Annotated in this window: 21 protein-coding genes; 16 read left to right on the top strand and 5 right to left on the bottom strand. The window is 35.9% G+C overall.

Annotation, left to right across the window (positions count from 1 at the left end):
• Position 1 precedes the first annotated feature (1 nt).
• From EYD45_RS00110 to EYD45_RS00135, 7 genes are all read left to right on the top strand, one after another.
• On the top strand, positions 2-847 hold the full coding sequence (locus EYD45_RS00110; protein ID WP_130962316.1) for a DUF4249 domain-containing protein: 846 nt from the start codon (positions 2-4) through the stop codon (positions 845-847).
• Positions 848-1,072: 225 nt separating this feature from the next.
• Positions 1,073-1,642 (top strand): RNA polymerase sigma factor, encoded by a 570-nt coding sequence (locus tag EYD45_RS00115; protein ID WP_130962317.1) that lies wholly within the window; start codon positions 1,073-1,075, stop codon positions 1,640-1,642.
• A gap of 6 nt (positions 1,643-1,648) precedes the next feature.
• A complete protein-coding gene (locus EYD45_RS16645; protein ID WP_165453852.1) occupies positions 1,649-1,825 on the top strand; it encodes a hypothetical protein in 177 nt (58 codons plus the stop codon).
• Between the two features lie 34 nt (positions 1,826-1,859).
• Positions 1,860-2,687 (top strand): mechanosensitive ion channel family protein, encoded by an 828-nt coding sequence (locus tag EYD45_RS00120; protein ID WP_130962318.1) that lies wholly within the window; start codon positions 1,860-1,862, stop codon positions 2,685-2,687.
• A 150-nt stretch (positions 2,688-2,837) separates the two neighbouring features.
• Positions 2,838-3,539 (top strand): hypothetical protein, encoded by a 702-nt coding sequence (locus EYD45_RS00125; protein WP_130962319.1) that lies wholly within the window; start codon positions 2,838-2,840, stop codon positions 3,537-3,539.
• A 2-nt stretch (positions 3,540-3,541) separates the two neighbouring features.
• Complete coding sequence (locus EYD45_RS00130) at positions 3,542-4,345, top strand: hypothetical protein (RefSeq protein WP_130962320.1); 804 nt, start codon at positions 3,542-3,544, stop codon at positions 4,343-4,345.
• A gap of 54 nt (positions 4,346-4,399) precedes the next feature.
• Positions 4,400-5,779 (top strand): sulfatase family protein, encoded by a 1,380-nt coding sequence (locus tag EYD45_RS00135; RefSeq protein WP_130962321.1) that lies wholly within the window; start codon positions 4,400-4,402, stop codon positions 5,777-5,779.
• A gap of 46 nt (positions 5,780-5,825) precedes the next feature.
• Here the strand turns inward: EYD45_RS00135 and EYD45_RS00140 are convergent, their stop codons facing one another.
• On the bottom strand, positions 5,826-7,187 hold the full coding sequence (locus tag EYD45_RS00140; RefSeq protein ID WP_130962322.1) for a DEAD/DEAH box helicase: 1,362 nt from the start codon (positions 7,185-7,187) through the stop codon (positions 5,826-5,828).
• A gap of 154 nt (positions 7,188-7,341) precedes the next feature.
• Between EYD45_RS00140 and pabB the strand changes: the two genes are divergently transcribed.
• Complete coding sequence (gene pabB, locus EYD45_RS00145) at positions 7,342-8,643, top strand: aminodeoxychorismate synthase component I (protein ID WP_130962323.1); 1,302 nt, start codon at positions 7,342-7,344, stop codon at positions 8,641-8,643.
• Here pabB and EYD45_RS00150 read toward each other — a convergent pair.
• Positions 8,640-9,332, bottom strand: coding sequence for a hypothetical protein (locus tag EYD45_RS00150; protein ID WP_130962324.1), 693 nt, complete (start codon positions 9,330-9,332; stop codon positions 8,640-8,642). The two genes, pabB and EYD45_RS00150, sit on opposite strands and share 4 nt — an antisense overlap.
• Before the next feature lie 456 nt (positions 9,333-9,788).
• Between EYD45_RS00150 and tilS the strand changes: the two genes are divergently transcribed.
• Genes tilS through EYD45_RS00165 form a run of 3 tightly spaced genes read left to right on the top strand, consistent with a single transcriptional unit; the run spans position 9,789 to position 13,738 of the window.
• Positions 9,789-11,102, top strand: a complete 1,314-nt coding sequence (gene tilS / locus EYD45_RS00155; protein ID WP_130962879.1) for a tRNA lysidine(34) synthetase TilS — start codon at positions 9,789-9,791, stop codon at positions 11,100-11,102.
• A gap of 50 nt (positions 11,103-11,152) precedes the next feature.
• Positions 11,153-12,775, top strand: coding sequence for an adenine deaminase (gene ade, locus EYD45_RS00160; protein WP_130962325.1), 1,623 nt, complete (start codon positions 11,153-11,155; stop codon positions 12,773-12,775).
• Between the two features lie 3 nt (positions 12,776-12,778).
• Positions 12,779-13,738: a YheT family hydrolase gene (locus tag EYD45_RS00165; RefSeq protein WP_130962326.1), complete on the top strand. Its 960-nt coding sequence runs from the start codon at positions 12,779-12,781 to the stop codon at positions 13,736-13,738.
• Here the strand turns inward: EYD45_RS00165 and EYD45_RS00170 are convergent.
• On the bottom strand, positions 13,735-15,204 hold the full coding sequence (locus EYD45_RS00170; protein WP_130962327.1) for an SLC13 family permease: 1,470 nt from the start codon (positions 15,202-15,204) through the stop codon (positions 13,735-13,737). The genes EYD45_RS00165 and EYD45_RS00170 overlap by 4 nt on opposite strands.
• A gap of 345 nt (positions 15,205-15,549) precedes the next feature.
• Here EYD45_RS00170 and EYD45_RS00175 point away from each other — a divergent pair, with 345 nt between their 5' ends.
• From EYD45_RS00175 to EYD45_RS00195, 5 genes are read left to right on the top strand one after another with little or no spacing between them, the layout of a single operon-like run.
• Positions 15,550-16,011 (top strand): (2Fe-2S)-binding protein, encoded by a 462-nt coding sequence (locus tag EYD45_RS00175; RefSeq protein WP_130962328.1) that lies wholly within the window; start codon positions 15,550-15,552, stop codon positions 16,009-16,011.
• Between the two features lie 18 nt (positions 16,012-16,029).
• Positions 16,030-18,237: a xanthine dehydrogenase family protein molybdopterin-binding subunit gene (locus EYD45_RS00180; RefSeq protein ID WP_130962329.1), complete on the top strand. Its 2,208-nt coding sequence runs from the start codon at positions 16,030-16,032 to the stop codon at positions 18,235-18,237.
• Positions 18,238-18,245: 8 nt separating this feature from the next.
• On the top strand, positions 18,246-19,262 hold the full coding sequence (locus tag EYD45_RS00185) for an XdhC family protein (RefSeq protein ID WP_130962330.1): 1,017 nt from the start codon (positions 18,246-18,248) through the stop codon (positions 19,260-19,262).
• Between the two features lie 4 nt (positions 19,263-19,266).
• The gene (locus EYD45_RS00190) at positions 19,267-19,875 is read left to right on the top strand and encodes a nucleotidyltransferase family protein (protein ID WP_130962331.1); all 609 of its coding nucleotides are present in this window, start codon (positions 19,267-19,269) and stop codon (positions 19,873-19,875) included.
• A gap of 40 nt (positions 19,876-19,915) precedes the next feature.
• A complete protein-coding gene (locus EYD45_RS00195; protein WP_130962332.1) occupies positions 19,916-22,213 on the top strand; it encodes an FdhF/YdeP family oxidoreductase in 2,298 nt (765 codons plus the stop codon).
• Positions 22,214-22,283: 70 nt separating this feature from the next.
• On the opposite strand, the gene EYD45_RS00200 is transcribed toward EYD45_RS00195, so the two are convergent.
• Positions 22,284-22,835, bottom strand: coding sequence for a hypothetical protein (locus EYD45_RS00200; protein WP_130962333.1), 552 nt, complete (start codon positions 22,833-22,835; stop codon positions 22,284-22,286).
• Between the two features lie 124 nt (positions 22,836-22,959).
• The gene (locus EYD45_RS00205; RefSeq protein ID WP_130962334.1) at positions 22,960-23,700 is read right to left on the bottom strand and encodes a methyltransferase family protein; all 741 of its coding nucleotides are present in this window, start codon (positions 23,698-23,700) and stop codon (positions 22,960-22,962) included.
• Between the last annotated feature and the right edge of the window lie 10 nt (positions 23,701-23,710).

Genomic DNA, 23,710 nt, shown 5'->3' on the forward strand with positions numbered 1-23,710 from the left:
CATGAAACGGTCAATATTTAAAATATTAGTTATCATTTTTATTAGTACAACCTCGTGTACGGATGTGGTAGACGTTGATGTTCCAGAGGCAGCACCTAGACTGGTAGTTGAAGCTTCTATTGATTGGGAAAAAAGTGCCCAAGGTAACGAGCAATCCATAAAACTAAGCACATCTACGCCATATTTTGATAACCTTAGCAATACCAGTGTTACTGACGCCTCAGTGAAAATCACTAACAACGCCTCAAACGAAGAATTTGTGTTCGTGCATCAAGGTGATGGTATTTATAGTACTTCAAGTTTTGTTCCTGTTTTAAATCAAGAATATACTCTAGAAATAAATTATCAAGGCGAAACTTACATCGCGGAGGAATCCATGACTCCCGTAGTAGATATTGATGAATTAAGTCAAGCAAGAGTAGGAGGTTTTAATGATGACGCCTTAGAAGTGGATATCTATTTTAACGACCCGCCTAATGAGGAAAATTTCTATTTATTTAGATTTGAAGAAGAAGGTGATTTGCTACCCGAATTGTTGGCAATTCCAGATGAGTTTACCGATGGTAACAGAATGAAAGTATTTTTTGAGAAGGAAGAAGACGAGGATATTGGTCAGGAAGAATTTGAGCCCGGTGATATCGCGCACATTGAGTTTTATGGGATATCAAAGCAATATTTTAATTATATAGATCTTTTAATAGATCAATACGAAAATGCTGATAACCCTTTCGGTACTGTGCCTGCAACTTTAAAAGGTAATGTTGTAAACCCTTCAAATCCTGAAAACTATGCATTTGGTTATTTTAGGTTAACACAAGTGAATAAAGCCACTTATGTGTTTCAATAGCAGGTTATAATTGGATTTAACTAAAAATCATTCAACTTTCCATAAATTTTAGCTAAAAAGCTTGGTAAATCTTAAACGATTGTATGCGTACCAAATGCGTATCGATTTGGAAGGCTTTTTTTACAATATTACATTTTTTTTACTTTCTTTTGTCATACATGTGACTTACTAAACAAACATGTGTCTTAAATACATCAACTATTGTAATTTAGCGAGAAGCTACATTTGAAAACCCTAGAAGACATTAACAGCAAATCAGACGAGGATCTGGTAAAGGCAATTGTACAGAATAATGATACATTGCTTTTTGAGGTGCTTTATGATCGGTATGCAACTTTAGTATACAACAAATGCTATGGTTTTGCTAGGGACGAAGATGAAGCAAAAGATTTAACACAAGATGTGTTTTTGAAGCTTTTTGTAAAATTAGCTAGCTTTAAAGGGAAATCTAAATTTTCAACATGGTTATATGCGTTTACATATAACCATTGTGTAAATTATGTAACTAGAAACACAGCAAAAAAAATTGAAAAGCAATCTGTCGATTACAAGGATATTGAAAACGTATCCGATCATGAGATAGAAGATAAAGAGTTTCTCAATATGCGGGTAGATAAGTTAAAGAAATCAATGGAGTTGATATCGCCCGATGAGAAAATGATACTATTACTAAAATATCAAGACTTTTTAACCATAAAAGAAATAGAGTCGGTTTTAGGAATAGGGGAGAGTGCAGTAAAAATGAGAATTAAAAGAGCAAAGGATAAACTTATACAAGTTTATTCAGATAACTAATAACCAATGGAAAATCCGTTTAAACAAATAAATACGCCGCTTAAGGAAGTTCCGCCAGAGTTGAAGTCAAAGGTGATGAGCGATATCGCCATGGCGAAGCTTATTATGGATTTAGCTGCGTTGTTTTCATATAACATGGGGCATGTTATTGAAACGGTAATTAGTAAACGAGAAAAGAAATAAACCAAATAACCCTAACATAAATATTTTATTAATCATGGAAAAAGCAGCAGAATGGAAAAATATGGCCATGGAATCGTTAACTGCAATATGGTCTGAAATATCGGCAATATTTCCTAATATCATCGGAACAATTTTAGTATTACTTTTTGGTTGGCTTTTAACTAAAATAGTAGTCAAGATTATAAAAAAGGCATTAAAGCTGGCTAAAGCTAATAGACTGGATGATGCTTTAAACGATATTGAAATAGTAGAAGGAAAAAAGTTAAAGTTTGATACCATTAAAATTGTATCAAATTTTGTGAAATGGGTCATGTATATCATGCTAATCATTATGGCATTGGATATTATGAATCTTACCATGATTTCTCAAAAAATAAGTGAACTATTAGGATATTTGCCTCAACTGTTCACAGCTCTAATCATCTTTACTGTTGGATTATTATTGGCAAACCTCATAAAAAAGGGACTAAAGTCGTTCTTTGAGTCTATGGATTTGTCTGGTGCCAAAATTATTAGTCAGGTTGTATTTTTTATCATTTTGGTATTTGTTTCAATCACAGCATTAAACCAAGCTGGAGTGAACACAGAGATTATCACGGGTAATATCACGATGATACTTGGCGCATTTCTTTTAGCTTTTGCATTGGCTTTTGGATTAGGAGCTCGCAATGCCATAGAGAAAGTACTCAATACATTTTATGCTAGAAAACTATACGAAGTAGGACAGATAATTGAGTTTAATGATATTAGAGGTGAGGTAGAGGCCATCAATAGTATTTCCATAACCTTGAAAACAAAAACAGGTAAAATCATAGTGCCTATTAAAGATATTGTAGAGAGTCAAGTAAGTATACAGGATTAACTTTAAGTTAGGGTTAAAATTTGGTTGGTTACTTTTCTGTATGCCGAAGTGCTCTCTACATGTTACAATCCCTTTTCATTAATTTGGAAAGGGATTTTTTTATTATTAAAATCTAAAGTGATAATTTAGAGAGCATTAAATATTAGCTATATGAAAACCGCTTTTATCTTTATTCTATGCATTGCTGCTAGTATTAGGCTTTGTGCTCAAGCTGTTGTTCCTGATGGCTATAAATTAGTCTATTCTCAAGATTTTGAATCTGCAGAAGCGATTAATGATTTTGAAATGACAGATGGTAATGTGTGGAGAATATCACAAGGAGATAGCGGTAAGTGCATGGAACTTTTTGAGCAAAGCAATTATAAGCCAGAAGTAAGATCCCCATTCAACATTGCGCTAATTAAAGCAGTATTAGTTGGAGATTTTATTTTTGAAATCAGGCTGAATCAAAATGGGAGAGAGTACGGACATCGGGATTTATGCCTGATGTTTGGGATTAATAACGCTTCCAACTTTTATTATACCCATATCGCAACAAAAGCGGATCAATACGCCAATTCTATTTTCATTGTGAATGATAAACCACGTAAAAGTATAGCTTCAGAAAGGACCGAAGGCACTAATTGGGGCACAAAAGATGACTGGCATACCGTAAGAGTTGTTAGAAAGGTTGAAGAAGGACTTATTGAAATTTATTTTGATGATATGAGTAAACCCATAATGAAAGCCACAGACACACATTTTACATCTGGATATTTAGGGTTTGGCTCATTTGATGATACCGGTAAGTTTGATGATATTAAAGTTTGGGCTCCAAAGCTTATTGAGAAGAAAAGTGGTATTTTCAATTAGTAATGAAACGTAAAGAATTATTTGAGTTTGAGGATTTTAATTGGTTTCCGTCAACTATTAGAACAGGGATGACCAACCTTATTTTGGTGTTGCATAAAATGATGGGAACAACCGAAGTGTTATCAAAACTCATTATCGATTTACGACAGAAAGCTCATTTTGATACTGTTGTAGATTTGGGATCAGGCTCTGGAGGCCCTATGCCCGATGTGGTTAAACATGTCAACACCATCACACCAAATGATAAATTACGATTAATTTTAACCGACTTGCATCCAAATTCAAAATTGGTAAAAACCATTAACTCAAATTCCAATACATCCATCCGTTACCATGAAACACCCGTAAACGCCACAAATTTAGCCAAAGCACCAAAAGGCCTAAAAACCATGATTGCCAGTTTTCATCATATGAATCCTATAGTGGCAAAAAATATTTTACAATCAGCCTCAGAAAACAAAGTCCCAATTTTAATTTTCGAAATAGCGAAAAACAATATCCCGTTTTTAGTATGGATACTGCTGCTTCCTATTTCATTAAGTATTCTAATTGTTATGTCTCTATTGATGACACTATTTGTTAAGCAATTATCATTATCCCAAATTATTTTTACCTATATTATTCCGATCATTCCAATAGCTTATGCTTGGGACGGACAAGCATCCTTAATGCGTACTTATACTTTTGAAGATATTGAAACTTTAATTGAAGAATTAGAATCTCATTATTATGATTGGGAAATTAGTGATGCAAAAAAGGAGAATGGTAAAAAGCTAGGGTATTATGTTATGGGATATCCCAAATGATTCAAAAGGTAATATCGAAGCTTAAATAACTACAAATTAATACTAAAGATGAAAATGAATAAGTTTTTTGGAGTTATTACTTTAACGGCAGTTTTATTTAGTTGTGTTTCTGATAAAAAGATTAAAACCGCAAAAAATACCCCTAACATCGTTTTTATATTCACAGACGATTTGGGTTATGGCGATTTAGGTTGCTTTGGAGCTGAAGATATTGCCACACCAAATATTGATGGTATTGCTAAAGCAGGTATAAAATTTACCGATTTTTATTCAGCATCACCAATTTGTAGTCCTTCTAGAGCAGGATTAATGACGGGCAGAATGCCACAACGCATGGGCATCAATGGTGTGTTTTTTCCTGACAGTTACACAGGAATGTCTCCCTCTGAAATCACTATTGCAGAACTTTTAAAAACCAAAGGCTACAAAACGGGTATAGTAGGTAAATGGCATTTGGGACATCGGGAAAAATATTTACCATTACAACAAGGTTTTGATAGTTATTTTGGTATTCCGTACAGTAATGACATGACCAGCGTGGTGTATATGCGAGACAATGAAGTGGAAAGCTATAAAGTTGATCAACGTTATACAACGCAAACTTATACTAAGGAAGCCTTAGGTTTTATTGAGAACAACAAAGAACAACCTTTTTTTCTATATGTTGCTCATAATATGCCGCATGTACCTATTTATGCCTCGCCAGAATTTGAGGGCAAGTCAAAACGAGGGTTATATGGGGATGTGATTGAAGAAATTGATTGGAGTGTTGGACAGATTGTCAACAAACTTGAAACCTCTGGATTGCTTGATAATACCTTAATTGTGTTTTCAAGTGATAATGGACCTTGGTTGGCAATGAGGGACCATGGTGGTTCCGCAGGACATTTAAGAGAAGGTAAGCAATATACTTTTGAAGGTGGTATGCGCGTACCAACGGTAGCCATGTGGAAAGGCAAGATAAAACCAAATACTGTGGCTACAGAAATGGCTAGTCAGATGGATTGGTTTCCCACATTTGCAAAAATCACTGGCGCGGAAATACCACAGGAGACAGCAATAGATGGCGAAGACATTTCCAAGGTTTTATTTAACACGGGCAAACGAAAATCTGATGATTATTTGTTTTTTGATAATGCTAAATTAGAAGCTTACAGGCGAGGCGATTGGAAAGTTAAATTGCCTTATAAAGGGTATAAAGGAAGCAGAGGAAAAAAAGCCGTTGCGAAGCACGATACCTTATTGTTTAATATAAAAAACGATCCAGGCGAAACTAATAATTTATATGAAACAAATAAGGGGCTAGCCAGAACACTTATCAAAGAAATGTATGCTAAAACGGGTAGTTTAGGTGAGTTACCACCATCATTAATTATTAGGGGTGGACGAGATGATAGTCATTTTAGGTATTTGTATGATTCTTTAGGGAAATAATTTCAAAACTGTCATTCCTGTGTAGGCAGGAATCCACAACCAATAACTACTTCCTCTTATTCCTCTTATTCCTCTTGTTATAATTTTTATCTCCCCGCGTTTTAGGTTTCTTATACTTTTTAGCAATTTCTCTGCGATAAGAACCACCTAAATTTTCCTTCTGATTTTTAGCTTTCTTTTCATGGAAAGCAGGTCCGGGAATATCATCATCTCTTCGTTTTGCAGGATTGTTACGTTCCTTAATTTGCGGACGCTCTTCAGGTATTAATTCTGTAGAAACTTCAACAACATCTGGTAGTTCCAAAACAGGAATTTCCATGGACATTAAACGTTCAATATTTTCAATAGCGTCTTGTTCTTTTTCGGTTGAAAACACGAGAGCTTCCCCTTTGCGTTCTGCTCGTCCCGTTCTACCAATACGATGCATGTAATTTTCAGGATATTGTGGCGTGTCAAAATTAATGACATGACTTACATTATCAATATCCAATCCACGTGCCATCACATCTGTGGCAATCAAAATACGATTGTAACCTTCTCTAAACTGTTCAATACTTCGTAATCGGTAATTCTGGGTTTTATTGGAATGAATGACGCAGAGTTCTTCTTTAAAGTGCTCATCCAACTTTTCAAATAATCGGTCTGCCATTCGTTTATAAGCTACAAAAACCAATACTTTATTAAAGCGTTCTTCGTCTTGTAACAGATGCACTAATAGATTCACTTTTGTGTAAAAATTAGGGACACTATACCGATGCTGAGAAATATTATCTAGGGGTGTTCCAGAAACAGCAATGGAAATGCGCTCTGGGTTTCTAAAGAAATCAGTAATAAGATGATCAACATCTTGTGTCATAGTAGCCGAAAACATGATGTTCTGTCTGCGTTCAGGAAGAATATCAAAAATATTTATAAGTTGGTGTCTAAATCCTAAATCCAGCATCACATCTACTTCATCTATCACTAATTTTTGAATGGATTTTAATTGTAATGCGCGACTCACGGCCAAATCATACAAACGCCCGGGAGTTGCCACAATAATATCTAAACCTTGAGCTACTGCCTGTTTTTGAGTATTGATATTAGTGCCACCATAAACGCCTAATACACGATTATTGATATATTTTGATAGCTTTTCAATTTCTTCAACCACCTGTACCACCAATTCCCGTGTGGGCACTAAAACCAAAACTCGCGGATTATCCTGCTTCGAAAATTTTAAATTCCGAAGAATAGGCAACATATAAGCAAAAGTTTTACCTGTTCCTGTTTGCGCAATGCCCACAACATCTCTACCCGAGGCTACAACACTAAAAGCCTCGGCCTGAATAGGCGTAGGCGTGGTAAAACCTAAATCATCTAAAGCGTTGTATAATGGCGTGTTTAAGTTGAGGTCTTGAAACGTCATGAAATCTTGTAATATATGGCAAAGGTATAGTATTAAACGTTCTTATCACCATATAACTTTTGAATTGTTTGCGTTGGGAATAGTTACCGAATGCGCATTATAGACTTTTTTTACACATTTAAATTTCGGTAATTTGCACCCAATCTTTTTTCTATTGAGATCAACACAAATTCATATACTAAAAGATATTGCCAAATTTAAAAATCAGCTTCTGATTTGGGCACAGCAATATGATGATGTAGTTTGGTTAGATTCTAATAATTACGAACAGAAATTTACAAATTACGATGCTGTTTTAGCGGTAGATGCTTTTACCGGTATTCAAACCGATTTTGTAGATGGTTTTGAAAAGCTAAAAGAATTTCAGACCAGTGTAAAAGATTGGGTTTTTGGTTATCTTACTTACGACTTGAAGAATGACACAGAAGCTTTAAAATCAAAAAATCATGACGGTTTAGACTTTCCAGATCTGTATTTCTTCCAACCAAAAAAAATATTTCTTTTAAAAGATGACACGGTTGAAATACACTATTTAAATTGTGTTGATGATGAGCTAGAGGAGGATGTACGCTGTCTTCTAGAAAATAAAGAATGTTGCACTGACCATAAACAAAGCACTTGCGGAGACGTAAAAATAAAACTCAGAATCCATAAAGACGAATACTTCGGCAAAGTCAATAAAATACTGGAGCACATCCATCGTGGTGATATTTACGAAGTTAATTTTTGCCAAGAGTTTTATGCCGAAAACACTTGTATTCACCCATTAGAAACTTATCAAAATTTAAATAACATTTCAAATCCACCTTTTGCATCGTTTGTCAAACTTTATGATAAATATGTGCTGTGTGCATCACCAGAACGTTACTTAAAAAAGGAAGCTGAAACGATTATTTCCCAGCCTATTAAAGGTACTTCCAAGAGATCAAATAATCCAGAGGAAGATGCACAACTAAAAATGGCTCTAGCAAGCGATGAGAAGGAACGTAGCGAAAACATAATGATAGTAGATTTGGTGCGCAACGATTTATCAAAAACCGCATTAAAAGGCAGTGTGAAGGTTGAGGAATTATGTAAGATTTATACTTTTGACCAAGTGCATCAAATGATTTCCACAGTCACTTCAAAGGTAAGTCCTGAAACGCATCCTGTAGACATTATCAAAACCACGTTCCCAATGGGCAGTATGACTGGGGCTCCAAAAATTTCGGCAATGCATATCATCGAGGATTTAGAGGAAACAAAACGTGGTGTGTATTCTGGAGCTATTGGGTATTTTACACCAAATGGCGATTTCGATTTCAATGTCGTCATCCGTAGCATTTTGTACAATGCCTCAAAACAGTACATCTCGTATTCCGTTGGTGGCGCTATTACCGCAAAAAGCGACCCGCTAAAAGAGTATGAGGAATGTTTAGTAAAGGCAAAAGCAATGCGCGAGGTTTTGGAGAATTAAATCAAGTGTTCCTTAAAATCTTCAATCGCCAATTCTAAAATGCGTTCCACACGTTTTACTTCAATATTTTTTACTGTCGCTATATCTTCAAAACTTAACTTTCCGAAAACAAATAAATCCACGATGTCAGATACCCTAAGTGGCAACCACGTATAATATTTACCTAACAAGTGTTTGTTCCGTTTCGTTGAAATGTCTGATATTTCAAAAGCATTCTGTATTAAAGCATTATTATCATCATAAACAAAAACATGCTTGTCTTCTTGATCTTGGTGATATGAGATATCGCTTAGTTCGTCATGCATTATAAATTCAAAACCCTCATCAGCAGTAAATGCCTCATCCAAACCATCCAATTCGTCTTTTAAAATCTCGTCCGTACTCATCGTATTTTGATGAAACGCCTCATTTTTAAACAAATCATCCAAATCTGAATCTACTATCTTAAAAAGCTCAATTTTAATTTTAGCTGCATTTGCATCCACATTATATCCCTGCTCATAAAACTTTGCTATCCCCTCGTCAATAATATCGTTAGATTTGTACATGTTTTTCGGGATAATCTTTGTGGATTCGGCAATATACAACCGATGTTTCACATAAGCTTGCAAGTGTTGCGTAGCCGAAATTACCTTTTTATCAAATGCAGTTCGCGTGGTTTTGTCGTTTAATTTATCTATCGTACACATGGCTCAATTATTTAAAATTCATAGTTTAAAGTTACAAAAACCGCAAAACGAGCTTATGATTTTTGTCATGCTAAAATCCATTAAAGATGCTTATATACATTAATCGAATTTTGGGCGCAACCCACCCTTCGAGTACCTCAGGGCTAGAGGGTCGGGCTTTACTCATAGGTTACTATTCGAATTTAACGAATTCGTGAATAAAAGTATTTCACTAGTCGCTCCTCCTAAGGTTGGGAGCTCCAACATGGAGCCTGTGCTGAGCGCAGTCGAAGTATTCAATCCCTTACGCACCTATCTGCTAACATGGTTTTTAAAAACTCATATTATTCCAAATTTTATAAAGTCATTTATTACTTATGCTAGGTTGAGCGCAGACGAAATCTCTATAAACTAAAAACATAAAAAACTTTGCACTTTAGCACCTTTACAAGAATAAAATAAAACTTAACTTTGAGCGTGCTAGAAATGTTCCAAAATCATATTGAAAAAAAACTCACTTTTCTTAAAAGAAGTAAAGTTGTAATTGCCATTTCAGGAGGTCTAGATAGTGTGGTATTAACACATTTATGTCATAAGTTAAGCTTAAATATCGCCCTAGCACATTGCAATTTTAATTTACGTGGGGATGAAAGTGATACCGATGAAAATTTTGTTGTAGAGCTAGCCGAAGATTTAAATTTAGAAGTATTTGCGCAACGTTTTGATACTGAAGCTTACGCTAAAGATAACAAACGGTCTATCCAAATGGCAGCACGCGAGTTGCGCTATAATTGGTTTGAAGAACTAGCAGAACAATTAAAATTTGATTACATCTTAACAGCACACCACGCCGATGATAATCTAGAAACGTTTTTAATCAACTTTACGCGTGGTACAGGGCTGGAAGGTTTAACCGGAATACCAGAAATTAATGGCAAATTTGTACGCCCATTATTGCCATTTTCAAGTAATGAGATTCAAGCTTATGCTACAAAAAATAATATCAAGTGGCGAGATGATAGTAGCAATGCATCAGTTAAATATCTACGCAATAAATTAAGGCACGAGGTAGTACCCATTCTCAAAGAAATTAATCCCAGTTTATTACAAAGTTTTCAAACGACATTAGAAAATTTAAACGATACCGCAGATATTGTTGAGGAAAGCACAAACGCTGTATTAAAGCGTGCTATCGAAACCATGAACGAGCATTTTATCACGTTTAAAATTTCAGAATTCAAAAAGGTAAATAATCCAAAGGCCTACATGTTTGAAGTCTTTAAAAGTTTTGGATTTACCGAATGGAACGATATGGTAAATTTATTGGATGCAGAAACAGGTAAGCAAGTACTATCTAGCACACATCGGCTTATTAAAAACAGAGATCAGTTATTGTTAAGTCCGTTTAAAACTAAAGATGTAGTAAATGAAATTAGTATTTCAGAACACGAAACAAAAAAAGAAACTCCATTTGGTACATTATGTTTTGATGAAGCGGATGCTATTTCAAAATCTGAACAACATATAATTTACGTCGACAAGGATAAATTGAAGTTTCCATTAAAACTTAGAAAACGACAAGAAGGCGATATCTTTTATCCTTTAGGTATGAAAGGTAAAAAGAAGCTCAGCAAATATTTTAAAGACGAAAAATTATCCCTTTTAGATAAGGAAAACGCATGGCTATTATGTTCAGGAAATGTTATTGTTTGGGTTGTTGGAAGAAGAGCAGATGAGCGCTTTAAAGTAACTAATGACACTAAGAAAATCTTGAAAATTCTGTTAGACTAATGCGTTATTCCATACTTTATGAGGAGTCCATGTATTAGTAAAAAAACCATATGAAACTACAAGGCAATATAGTAGACATAGCGAACAAACGCATTTTCAAAGGAGAAATAACCATTAAAGGTGGGAAGATAATAGCTATTGAAGAAAAACAGCATGATGTAGACCATTACATTTTGCCTGGTTTTATTGATGCCCATATTCACATAGAAAGCTCGATGCTAGTACCATCAGAGTTCGCACGAATTGCAGTTAAACATGGTACAGTAGCTACAGTGTCAGATCCACATGAAATTGCTAATGTATTAGGTGTTGCAGGTGTAAAGTTTATGATTGAAAACGGAAAACAAGTACCGTTTAAATTCAATTTTGGCGCACCATCTTGTGTACCTGCTACCAATTTTGAATCTGCAGGAGCAATTATAGATTCTGAAGGTATTAAAAGCCTACTGGAAAACTCAGACATTAAGTATCTCGCAGAAATGATGAATTACCCAGGTGTAATCTTTGATGATGCCGAGGTGTTAAAAAAACTAGAATGGGCAAAACACTTTAATAAACCTGTTGATGGACATGCACCAGGTGTTAAAGGCGAAGATATTTCAAAATATATAAGTGCTGGAATTTCTACCGACCATGAATGTTTCACTTATGACGAAGCTTTAGAGAAACTTCAAAAAGGCATGAAAATTTTAATCCGTGAGGGGAGTGCTGCAAAAAATTTTGACGCTCTAATCGATTTATTGCCAGAGTATTTTGAACGCATGATGTTTTGTAGTGACGATAAACATCCAGACGATTTAATTCTAGGACATATCAATCAATTGTGTGCTAGAGCAATTTCAAAAGGTATCGATGTGTTTAAAGTGTTGCAAGCAGCATGTATTAATCCCGTAAAACACTACAATTTAGATGTTGGGCTTTTGCAAATTGGAGACGATGCAGATATTATAGTGGTAGAAGATTTAAACCATTTTAAAACGCTTAAAACCTATATTAACGGCGCATTGGTTTTTGATGAAGGCGTTTCATTAATACAACCAATTATATTTAAAAATCTAAATAATTTTAATTGTAAAAAGAAAGACGTATCAGATTTTAAATTTGAATCATCTTCAAAACAAATCCGGGTTATTGAAGCTTTGGAAGGGCAGTTGGTAACCAATGAGTTAATTGCTGAAGCCACGGTTGAAAACGGCAATTTAGTATCGAACACAGAAAATGATATTTTAAAAATGACGGTAGTAAACCGCTATCAAAACCAAAAACCAGCCTTAGCATTTATTAAAAATTTCGGATTAAAAGAAGGTGCCATCGCTTCTTCCGTTGGTCATGATTCCCATAATATAATTGCGGTTGGTGTTTCAGATGAAGCCATCTGTAAAGCAGTAAATTTGATTATTGAAAATAAAGGTGGTATTTGTGCAGTTTCTGGTTCAAAAGAAAAAATAATACCGCTTCCAGTAGCAGGAATAATGAGTGATAAGGATGCTGAGACTATTGGGCGTCAATATGCCGAATTGGACACTATGGCGAAAGCCTTGGGTTGCACCTTAAATGCACCTTACATGACATTGTCGTTTATGGCATTGTTGGTAATTCCCTCCTTGAAATTAAGTGATAAAGGACTGTTTGATGGTTCTAAATTTCAATTTGCAAATCTTGAAGTTAAGTAACGTATGCCAGTAGTTGAATCAACGTACAAACCACCTTTCTATTTTAAGAACGGATTTTTAGCTACTGTTTACTCTGGTCTGTTAAGACGCGTTTCCATAGAACAAACCCGAGAGCGCATTACATTAAGTGATGGTGATTTTTTAGACTTGGATTGGAGCTATTCAAAAGAAAAATCTAATGCAGTTATCATCCTACTGCATGGGCTAGAGGGTCATGGACAACGCCCTTACATGACAGGAGCTGCGAAACACTTTAATAACAACGGTGTCGATGCAATATGTGTAAATTTTAGAGGGTGCAGTGGTGAAAACAACTTGTATTACCATAGTTATCATTCTGGGTTTACCGCCGATTTACATGCCGTAATTCAGCATGCCGTTACTGCCAAGGGGTATTCAAAAATTTATTTGAAAGGAATTAGTTTGGGGGCTAATATTATTTTGAAGTATTTAGGCGAGCATTCCTATATTCCTTTAGCAGTTCAAGCAGCGGTGGCTGTTTCTGTACCAGTAAATTTACATGGATCTTGCAAAGAACTCCATAAGCTAAAAAATAAACCATTTCACGACAGGTTTTTAAAGGATTTGGTAAAGCACCTTAGGGAAAAACAACAGCGTTTTCCTGATAAGTTAAGTCTTGAAGAGGTAAATAACATTAAGACCTTAATGGAGTTTGATGATGTTTACACCTCTAAAGCCCATGGTTTTAAAGATGCCTTGGACTATTATGAGAAATGCAGTAGTTTACAATTTTTACCAAATATTGAGATACCTACGTTGATCATCAATGCTTTAAACGATTCATTTTTATCACCGGAATGCTTTCCAGTTAAAGATGCTAAGAATAACCAGAAATTGTACTTAGAGATGCCAAATCATGGTGGGCATGCTGGGTTTATCGATAAGATGAATATCTACTATAACGAAAGACGTGCTTTAGAGTTTGTAAATGAGCTACGTTAGTTTTTTAGACTTTCGGGAAAGCCTTCAATAACGATATTCCACAATTCTGGAAGTACAAAAACTACAAAAAGCGTTAGTATTAGTATGGAAATGAGGTTCATGATTATGCCTTTACTCACCATATCTGGAATTCTCAAATAGCCAGATCCAAATACCACAGCGTTAGGCGGTGTTGCCACCGGAAGCATAAACGCACAAGACGCCGCTACGGCAGCACCAACCATCAAAACAAATGGGTGGATGTCAATGGTAAGTGCCATTGGAGCTAGTACGGGTAAAAGCATTGCTGTTGTGGCTAGGTTAGATGTGATTTCAGTTAAAAAATTAACGGCAGCAATAAGAAGTAAAATCAAAACAAAAGTACTTATTCCCGCTAAGGTGGTCATTTGGTTTCCTATCCATAATGCTAACCCGCTAGTTTCAAAACCTTTTGCCAATGCCATACCGCCACCAAACAAAAGGATAATGCCCCATGGTAAATCTCTGGTATCGCTCCATGACATAATATTCTTCTTCTTTGTTTTAGACGGAATTAAAAATAGTACTAAAGCAAATACAATGGCGATGATGGTATCGTCAATTTGCGGTAATACTTTTTTGAGTAAAAATGAACGTGTAATCCAGCAAAATGCAGTAATGGCAAAAACGACAGCTATGGTTTTTTCCTCATAACTCATTTTTCCCAATGAATTTAATAAGCGCTTAATTTCCTGTTTTCCGCCAGGGAACTCTTTTTGATTGAATTTAAAAGCGAATGTTGTTAAATATTTCCAGCATATGATTAAAAGAATTATAGATATTGGAAATCCAAAAATGAACCATTGCGAGAATGCAATTTCATAGCCGTACGTTGCTGAAACAACCCCTGCCAAAACTAAATTTGGTGGTGTGCCAATTAAAGTGGCAATACCACCAATAGAGGCACTATAGGCTATGGCTAGCATTAATGCTTTACCGAAAATCAAGTTTTCATTTTTATCTGTTTTTGGATTGTCTTTTAACTGTTTGATTATGGCGATTCCAATGGGAAGCATCATAACCGAGGTGGCAGTATTAGAAATCCACATAGATAAAAAAGCCGTGGCAACCATAAACCCTAAAATAATACGTTGTACATTTGAACCGATAATATTAATAATGTTGAGGGCGATACGTTTGTGTAGGTTCCATTTCTCAATGGCAATGGCGATAATAAAGCCACCTAAGTATAAAAACACAAATTTATGACCGAAGGATGCTGTAGTGGTACCAATATCTAAACTTCCCGACAGCGGAAACAAAACTATAGGCAATAAAGCCGTGGCAGCAATAGGTATGGCCTCGGTAATCCACCACGTAGCTATCCAAACGGTGGATGCCAAAACACCGTTGGCATCATCGGATAATCCCTCGGGAGTAAAAAATAATCGGATGAGAATGAAAAGTAGTGGTCCAAGAATTAACCCAATTCGTTTTGAATTTTTCATCTATGGTATTTAAATATGCCATTAAAAATAGTTTAATTTTATAAAGCTTGCTGAAAGTGACAAAACAAATTAGCTTGGACTTTGGTCACTACCATGCATTGGCGGATTTTCTCGCGTTAGGGATTGCAGTGGCAGCTTTTGGCGAGGCGAGCATCGAGCCAAAACTATTAACGGAAAGCCCGACCCCTTGTGGGTAACGCCCAAAATACCAAATAGCAGAGCTTTGATTTTAGGTAAAATAGTTCTGCGGTAAGCTAATTTTGATGACGTGAAAGGGCTGTTAAAATGATAAGTTAGCGCCTAAATATCTGTAATTTTTAATACCTTAATACCAAAATATATATTATGCCAACGTTTACATTAAAAATCAACAATAAAAAACATACGGTCGAAGCTGATGCAGACACGCCGCTATTGTGGGTGCTTCGCGACCATATTAACCTTGTTGGGACAAAATTTGGTTGTGGCATCGGGCAATGTGGGGCATGTACAATTCATGTTGATGGAAGTGCCACCAGAAGTTGTTTAGTTCGTTTGTCTCAAGTTGCATACTCTGAAATCACGACTATTGAAGGGCTGTCAGAACATGGCGATCATCCTGTGCAAGAGGCTTGGAAAGAAATTGACGTACCACAATGTGGTTATTGTCAAGCAGGCCAAATAATGACGGCATCGGCATTCTTGAATGAAAGTCCTAACCCGTCAGATGATGATATTCGAAATGCGATGCACGGTAATATTTGCAGATGCGCATCCTACAATAGTATTGAAGAAGCTGTGAAAGTGGCTTCAGAAAAAATGAGTTAACCCATTATAACAAAGAATATGAAACATACATTCAGTAGAAGGTCATTCTTAAAAACATCGGCACTAGCTAGTGGCGGTATGTTAATTGGGTTCAATCTCTTTAACTCTTGTAAATCAGATGTGGAACCTCCTGTAGATTTGAGCAAACTTAATTACAAGGATTTTAATGCCTACATAAAAATTTCTCCTGAAGGGAAAGTTACTATCTATTCCGTAAACCCAGAAATTGGACAAGGCGTGAAAACATCAATGCCCATGATAATTGCAGAAGAGCTGGATGTGGCTTGGGATGATGTTTATGTTGTACAGGCACCATTAGATACGGAAAATTATAGTGGTCAAGTGGCTGGTGGTAGTCAGTCTATTAGAAGAAGTTGGCAGCCATTGCGTGAAACAGGTGCGACAGCAAAACAGATGTTGATTAATGCCGCAGCGGCACAGTGGGGTGTTGATGCTAATACGTGCAGCGCTAAGGCGGGTGTTATTACTAATGCTAATGGTGATACTTTGGGATATGGTGATGTTGTTGAAGCTGCTGCTGCTTTAGATGTTCCAGAGGATGTCACTTTAAAAAATCCAAAAGACTTTACAATTATAGGAAAAGGTAAAGGCAATGTGGATATTGATAAAATCATCACAGGGAAACCACTTTTCGGACTAGATTATAAAGAGGAAGGTATGGTGTATGCCTCAGTGTTGCGACCACCGGCATTCGGACAAATATTAGAATCTTATGATGCCTCAAAAGCTAAAGAGTTACCAGGCGTTATTGATGTAATTACCATTGGCGAAAAAGCCAGAACTTTACTAAGTGAAGGCAAACCTAACTGGAGTGTAAAACTAAGCACCACAGATAAAGTAGTAGTTATCGGGAAAACAACTTGGGATGTAATAAAAGGTAAAAAAGCGATAACGGCGACATGGAAAACGGACTCGGATTTAGAAAGTACCGAAAATCATGATGAAAAACTGTTGGATTTATTAAATGGTAAAAAATTTAGAACAAGACGTAAAGATGGTAATGTAAAGAAAGCTTTTGCAAATGCCGATAAGGTTTTAGAACGTGTTTACGAATCTACTTTTCTTCCACATAACACGATGGAACCTATGAATTTTTTCGCAAATGTTACCCCCGAAAAAGTACATTTAGTGGGGCCAACGCAAACGCCGGAGGCTGCTGAAAATGCAGTTGCAAGTTTATTGGGGAGATCTGTGGATGATATTCATGTTGATCTTACAAGAATGGGTGGCGGTTTTGGTAGGCGATTGTATAACGACTATGTTATGGAGGCAGCCGAAATTTCAGATGCCATAAAAAAGCCTGTCAAAATGATTTCTACTAGAGAAGATGACATGACTACAGGCGTTTATCGTCCCGCAAGTAAATATAAAATTGCGGCTTCTATAAAGGATGGAAAATTGACAGGCTATTATTTAAAAGAAGCTTGTGTTAATGGCAATATGTATGGGTTAATTCCAAACTTCTTTCCTGCTGGCGCTATTGAAAATTATCAAGTAGATAGTACAAGACTAAACAGCAATATCACTGTTGGAGCATGGAGAGCGCCATATACCAATTTTTTGGCAAGTGCTGAACAATGCTTTTTTGATGAACTAGCTGAAGAATTAGGCGTGGATCGTGTGAAGTTGCATATGGATTTGTTGGAAAACGTAAAAAATAATCCCGATCCGAAAATAGAGTATAGCCCAGAACGCTTACAGGGTGTTTTAAAAATGGTGGTTGAAAAATCCAATTGGGGTAAAGTTGCTGATGGCGTTTACCAAGGTTTATCAGTGTATTATTGCCATAATACGCATGTTGCTGAGGTTGCAGATGTAATGATAGAAAACGGTGTGCCTGTTGTTAAAAAGGTAACCTGTGCCATCGATTGTGGTATTGTAGTAAATCCTTTAGGCGCCATGAATCAGGCAAAAGGAGGTGTTTTGGATGGAATAGGACATGCCATGTATGCTGATTTTAGTTTTAAGGATGGTGTGCCATCTGCCAATAATTTTAACAGCTACCAATTGATTCGAATGGCTCAAACGCCAAAAGTAGATGTGCATTTTATTGAAAGCGATATTGCACCAACTGGACTTGGAGAGCCTACCCTTCCGCCAGTAGGGGCGGCAGTTGCTAATGCTATTTATAAGGCAATGGGAATACGTTTAACTAAATTCCCATATATCAATAATATGAATACTGAATCAAGTATCGCTGGATAAAATTTTTAATGACACACGAGTTTAAACATATTATACAGGAAGCTATTCAAGCGAAATCAAAAGGGTTAAAATCTGTTTTGGCATCCGTGGTAGATTTAGATGGGTCTTCATACAGACGCCCAGGAGTAAGAATGCTCATTTTAGAAAATGGAAATATGGTAGGCGCCGTAAGTGGTGGTTGCGTGGAGAAGGAAGTGGTCTTGCAGGCACAATCTGTTTTTGAAACAGGACAATCCAAAATGATGACTTATGACGGCAGATATCGTTTGGGATGCGAAGGTGTTTTATATATTTTATTAGAAGAAGTTAATGTGGAATCCTCTTTTGAAGACACTTTTTTTAAATGCTTAAGAGATAGGAAATCTTTTGAGGTAATTTCTAAATACAAAAGAGCCGAAGGTATTTTTGAGGGAATAGGTTCTGACGTCATTATTGGGACTACCAGATTTACCATATCAAACAAATCAGTTGAGTCCTCGGATGGCTTAGTGTTTCATCAAAATATGCCACCATGCTTTAAATTGATAATTATAGGCGCAGAACATGATGCGGTGCAATTGTGCAAATATGCTGCTCTAACTGGGTGGGAAGTAACTGTAGTTGCTGGCGTTTCAGAAGCTAAAAGTGTAAACTATTTTGAAGGTGCTCAAGATTTAATCACTACTACTCCAGAAAACATCGATATATCAACTATCGATGCGCAAACGGCCATTGTATTGATGACACACAATTTCGCTTACGATTTGCGCTACCTCGTGGCGTTATCAAAAACAAAACCAAATTATATAGGGCTTTTAGGGCCTACAAAACGACGTGAAGATTTGCTTTCTCAATTAATTGAATATTGCCCAGATATATCAAATGATTTTTTAGAGTCCATCCATGGACCGGCAGGTTTAGATATTGGTTCAGAAACGCCACAAGAAATTTCAATTTCTATTGTTTCAGAGATTTTGGCTGTAACTAGAAAGCGTGATCCAAAGTCATTGAATCAAAAGACAGGAAGCATACATCAGAAACAATAGGGCAGTGGCTTCAACTTCAAATATTGCCATAGCAATTTTAGCTGCAGGTGCTTCAAAACGCATGGGAAGCCCTAAGCAACTTTTAAAATGGGGAGAAACAACTCTTTTACAGCATAGCATTAAAACATGCAAAAACACTGTAGCGAAGGAGGTTTTTACGGTTTTGGGAGCAAATCATGAGGTTATTGCATCAGGGATAGAAGATGAATCATTACCTTTAGTTTTTAACAAGGAATGGGAACAGGGGTTGGGAAAGTCAATAGCCAGTGCATCAAAATTTTTGTTGAATTCAAATAAAATATTTGAAGGTATTTTGATAGTTCTTGCGGATCAACCTTTCGTAACAACATCATTTTTAGATGAAATGATGAATCAGTTTAATCCCAATTCAAAAGACATCATTGCAACATCGTACAACTCTAGTAAATGTGGTGTTCCAGTGCTATTTGATAAAGCCTATTTTAAAGAATTATCTGATTTATCAGGAGATGACGGGGCAAAATCGATACTAGAAAAACACATTACATCAGTTCAAGTGATAGCACCGGATTTTGAAAATACAGATATTGACACAAAGGAAGATTATCAGCATATCATTAAACCTTCACAATAGTTAACATCTATATTTTTAATATTTGTTATATCTTAGAAGTATGAGTAAATCGCCAATAGATAAAGCTTTAACACCTGAAAAATTTGAGGCCTTAAAAATAAAAAAGCCACCAACAAATTCCGCTGGAATTGGAGGGGTAAAAGCAGCTACTTCGCATGCTGTAAAATATATCAAGCCCTCTAATATTCTAAAAATCACCCAAAACTTAAATCAAAAAGGCGGATTTGACTGTCCTGGTTGCGCATGGCCAGATCCAGACGATGACCGCTCGTCTTTGGGCGAGTATTGCGAAAATGGTTTAAAAGCCATGGCAGAGGAAATGCAAAATAAACTCATCAATCGTGATTTTTTTGCATCACACTCGGTGGATGAGTTGGCTGAGTTATCAGATTTTGAAATTGGCAAATCTGGACGTTTGGCTGAACCTATGTACTTGCCGGAGGGTGCAACACATTATCAACCTATCTCTTGGGAAGACGCTTTTAACAAAGTGGGGGAGCATCTCAATGCATTGGATCATCCAGATGAAGCGGTGTTTTACACTTCAGGAAGAACAACAAATGAAGCAGCATTTTTATACCAATTGTTTGTTCGTGAATACGGTACGTCAAATTTGCCAGATTGCTCCAATATGTGTCATGAAGCCAGTGGAAGCGCACTTTCTGAAACCCTAGGTATTGGTAAAGGTTCTGTAACACTTGACGATTTATATAAAGCGGAATTGGTTATGGTAGTAGGGCAAAACCCTGCAACTAATCATCCACGAATGTTATCTGCCTTAGAAAAAACAAAGAAAAATGGAGGTAAGATTATTGCCATTAATCCCTTACCTGAAGTGGGCTTAATGAAATTTACCGATCCTCAGAACCCCATCAAAATGCTAACAGGAGGCACAAAGCTTTCCGATGTATTTGTACCGATTACCATAAATGGCGATGTGGCGTTTTTCAAAGCGTTGTTATTAAAGCTACTGGAAAAGGAAGAAGAAACAGGAGGTGTTTTTGATAAAACGTTTATTGAAGAATACACCAGCGGTTTAGATGATTTTATATCAGATTTAAAAACCTATGATTTTGAGACATGTTTGAAGGCTTCAGGAGTTTCAAAAGATATATTCGATGCCGTTTTAGATCTTGTTTTAAAGAAGAAAAAGATTATCATTTGTTGGGCTATGGGCTTAACGCAGCATGAAAATGCGGTAGATAATATTCGAGAGTTAGTTAATCTATTATTGCTAAAAGGTAGTATAGGTAAGGAAGGAGCTGGCACTTGTCCTGTTCGTGGACATTCTAACGTACAGGGCGATAGAACTGTAGGTATTTGGGAATCCGCACCACAGGCGTTTTTAGATAAAATTGAAGCGAAGTATGGATTTAAGCCGTCTCCAAAACATGGGTATAGCGTTATTGAATCTATTAAAGCCATGTATGAAAAGAAAGCTAGGGTATTTTTTGGATTAGGCGGAAATTTTATTTCCGCAGTGCCTGATACAGCATATTCCGCACAAGCTTTGGCGCATTGTAATTTAACGGTACATGTGAGTACGAAGTTGAATCGCTCGCATTTAGTTACTGGACAAGAAGCCCTTATTTTACCATGTTTGGGTCGCGCAGAAAAGGATTATCAAAAAACAGGCGTACAAACACAGAGTGTTGAGAATTCTATGGGTATTGTGTCTTCTACTAGAGGTGTTTTAGAACCTTGCTCTGAGAGTTTGATGAGTGAGGTCGCTGTAGTTTGTGGAATAGCTCATGCTACCTTAAAACACAAGTCAAAAATAGACTGGTTGGCCTACAAAGATGATTATAATTTAGTTAGAGATGATATTGCAGAGGTAGTTAGTGGTTTCGAAAATTATAATACCAAAATTCAGCAACCGTCAGGATTTTATTTGCCAAATGGCGCGAGAATACGCAAGTTTAATACTAAAACAGGAAAAGCGAACTTTACAAAAAATAAGCTTCCAAATTGGCAATTAAAAGACGATGAGTTGGTGATGATGACTATAAGAAGTCATGATCAATTCAATACCACCATATACGGTTTAGATGATAGGTACAGAGGTGTTTTTAACGAGCGGCGTATTGTTTTTATGAACCGCGAGGACATGAAACAACGCGGTTTGCAAGAACAGGATATTGTGAATCTAAAGTCTGAATACAATGGCGTTATCCGTGAAGCCAACAACTTCAAAGTGGTGGGTTACGATATTCCAAAAAACTGTTGTGCTACATATTTCCCTGAAACCAATGTACTAGTGCCATTAGATAGTTTTGCACATACAGCGAAAACTCCAGCGTCAAAGAGTGTTCGAATAACTGTGGAGCCTGTACATTAAGTATTCTATCTAGCATACTTTCTAATTAAAAACTAAACCACTCATTGACACTAGAATCTAAGATTAAAGTCTATAAAATGGTTTCAAAATTAGCATCGAAAATCAGAGGAACTTTACGTTTTTCATTTTTTATCCAAACTTTATAGATGATATTTAAACCATGATTTTTATTGTACAAATATTTTACTTTGTTACTTAAAAGGGTGTTGTTTGGATATTTACTCAAAATTTTAGTTCTAAGTTCTAAAGGAAGATTTACATCGTAGTAGACCTCTTTGCTACTTAAAATTTCTCCACTATTATTATAAACAACAGATGCTTTCGATTGCTTTCGTTTGAATGATACATTATAAGTTGATACTTCAGAATCATCAAAAATTGAGCTTGTTTTGATATTGAAGGTCATAATATCTTTTTGCAATTCTCTTATAATTTTTCCTGAATTTATGGATGTAATAGCATTTTGGTATACCTTTTTGTGTAAGCTTTCATGTATGTTTGAGCCTCTAATTTTTTTAATGGATTCTATTTTTGAGGTCTTTAAATATGCTATATGCCTTTCTTGGGCGTCAATGGTATATATAAATATGATGCTTAACAGTGCTGAAATTAAATTTTTCATGTTTTTAAATTTTTATGATTTTTTAAATATATTTTGGATTCAATTGTAGAAGGTTTTTGCTCTATGTACCATCCAAATCCTATTATTGAGTTAGGTTTCAATCTTTTTTGCTTTACTTGGGGTTTCATCGTTTTACTCTTTTTGGAAAAGGGATTAGCATGCGTGTTTTAGATTGATAATCAACGTAAGTTTTACCAAATTCCTTTTTTAAATCTCGTTCTTCAAATAGAGTTCCTATAATGAAATATGCCGTTAAACCAATCGCAAATACAAAGTGTGTGGCCGTCATGTTGGGCGTTGCCCATAGCCCTAAAATACCTCCAAAATATAGAGGGTGTCTTACATGTTTGTAGAATGAAACCACTTTGAAATTTAAGAGTGTGTATGGTTTATTCTGAAGTTCAAGATAGGTTTGTCTAAGGCCAAATAAATCAAAATGATTGATTAAAAAGGTGCTTATAAATAGAATTATCCAACCTAAAAAAAATAAAGCGTAAATTATATAATAAAAGATGGTTCCGGAATGTACTTGCCAAATTTCTCCACCAATGGGTTCCCACTCTAATACTAAAAGAACTAACAGTAATCCTGATATTAGCACAAAAGTGCTTCTTTCGATGGGTTTTGGAAAAAATTTGGCAAAGGTGTTTTTAAACGACTGTCTTGCCATAATACTGTGTTGCAAGCCAAAAAGTGAGACCAACCCAAAATTCTTAAGCAATGCAAGATGAAACGGTATAGTTGGAGGTTGATCAATAGATGTTTCTGGCACTAAATTGCTAACAGAAATAATCCATAAGAGCAAAGAAGCAAAACCGATAAGGTATGCTATAATTGAATAAGAAAACATTAATACTTTTTTCATGACATATTGA

It is taken from the genome of Hyunsoonleella flava (genome assembly GCF_004310325.1).
Classification (GTDB): domain Bacteria; phylum Bacteroidota; class Bacteroidia; order Flavobacteriales; family Flavobacteriaceae; genus Jejuia; species Jejuia flava.

Excerpts from the sequence above, each read along its gene's own strand:
- EYD45_RS00195 (WP_130962332.1), top strand. The coding sequence starts at position 19,916 with ATGAGTAAATCGCCAATAGATAAAGCTTTAACACCTGAAAAATTTGAG.
- EYD45_RS00135 (WP_130962321.1), top strand. The coding sequence starts at position 4,400 with ATGAATAAGTTTTTTGGAGTTATTACTTTAACGGCAGTTTTATTTAGT.
- EYD45_RS16645 (WP_165453852.1), top strand. The coding sequence starts at position 1,649 with ATGGAAAATCCGTTTAAACAAATAAATACGCCGCTTAAGGAAGTTCCG.
- EYD45_RS00110 (WP_130962316.1), top strand. The coding sequence starts at position 2 with ATGAAACGGTCAATATTTAAAATATTAGTTATCATTTTTATTAGTACA.
- EYD45_RS00165 (WP_130962326.1), top strand. The coding sequence starts at position 12,779 with ATGCCAGTAGTTGAATCAACGTACAAACCACCTTTCTATTTTAAGAAC.
- EYD45_RS00140 (WP_130962322.1), bottom strand. The coding sequence starts at position 7,187 with ATGACGTTTCAAGACCTCAACTTAAACACGCCATTATACAACGCTTTA.
- ade (WP_130962325.1), top strand. The coding sequence starts at position 11,153 with ATGAAACTACAAGGCAATATAGTAGACATAGCGAACAAACGCATTTTC.
- EYD45_RS00205 (WP_130962334.1), bottom strand. The coding sequence starts at position 23,700 with ATGAAAAAAGTATTAATGTTTTCTTATTCAATTATAGCATACCTTATC.
- EYD45_RS00200 (WP_130962333.1), bottom strand. The coding sequence starts at position 22,835 with ATGAAAAATTTAATTTCAGCACTGTTAAGCATCATATTTATATATACC.
- EYD45_RS00150 (WP_130962324.1), bottom strand. The coding sequence starts at position 9,332 with ATGTGTACGATAGATAAATTAAACGACAAAACCACGCGAACTGCATTT.
- EYD45_RS00130 (WP_130962320.1), top strand. The coding sequence starts at position 3,542 with ATGAAACGTAAAGAATTATTTGAGTTTGAGGATTTTAATTGGTTTCCG.
- EYD45_RS00170 (WP_130962327.1), bottom strand. The coding sequence starts at position 15,204 with ATGAAAAATTCAAAACGAATTGGGTTAATTCTTGGACCACTACTTTTC.
- EYD45_RS00180 (WP_130962329.1), top strand. The coding sequence starts at position 16,030 with ATGAAACATACATTCAGTAGAAGGTCATTCTTAAAAACATCGGCACTA.
- EYD45_RS00125 (WP_130962319.1), top strand. The coding sequence starts at position 2,838 with ATGAAAACCGCTTTTATCTTTATTCTATGCATTGCTGCTAGTATTAGG.
- EYD45_RS00175 (WP_130962328.1), top strand. The coding sequence starts at position 15,550 with ATGCCAACGTTTACATTAAAAATCAACAATAAAAAACATACGGTCGAA.
- EYD45_RS00120 (WP_130962318.1), top strand. The coding sequence starts at position 1,860 with ATGGAAAAAGCAGCAGAATGGAAAAATATGGCCATGGAATCGTTAACT.
- EYD45_RS00185 (WP_130962330.1), top strand. The coding sequence starts at position 18,246 with ATGACACACGAGTTTAAACATATTATACAGGAAGCTATTCAAGCGAAA.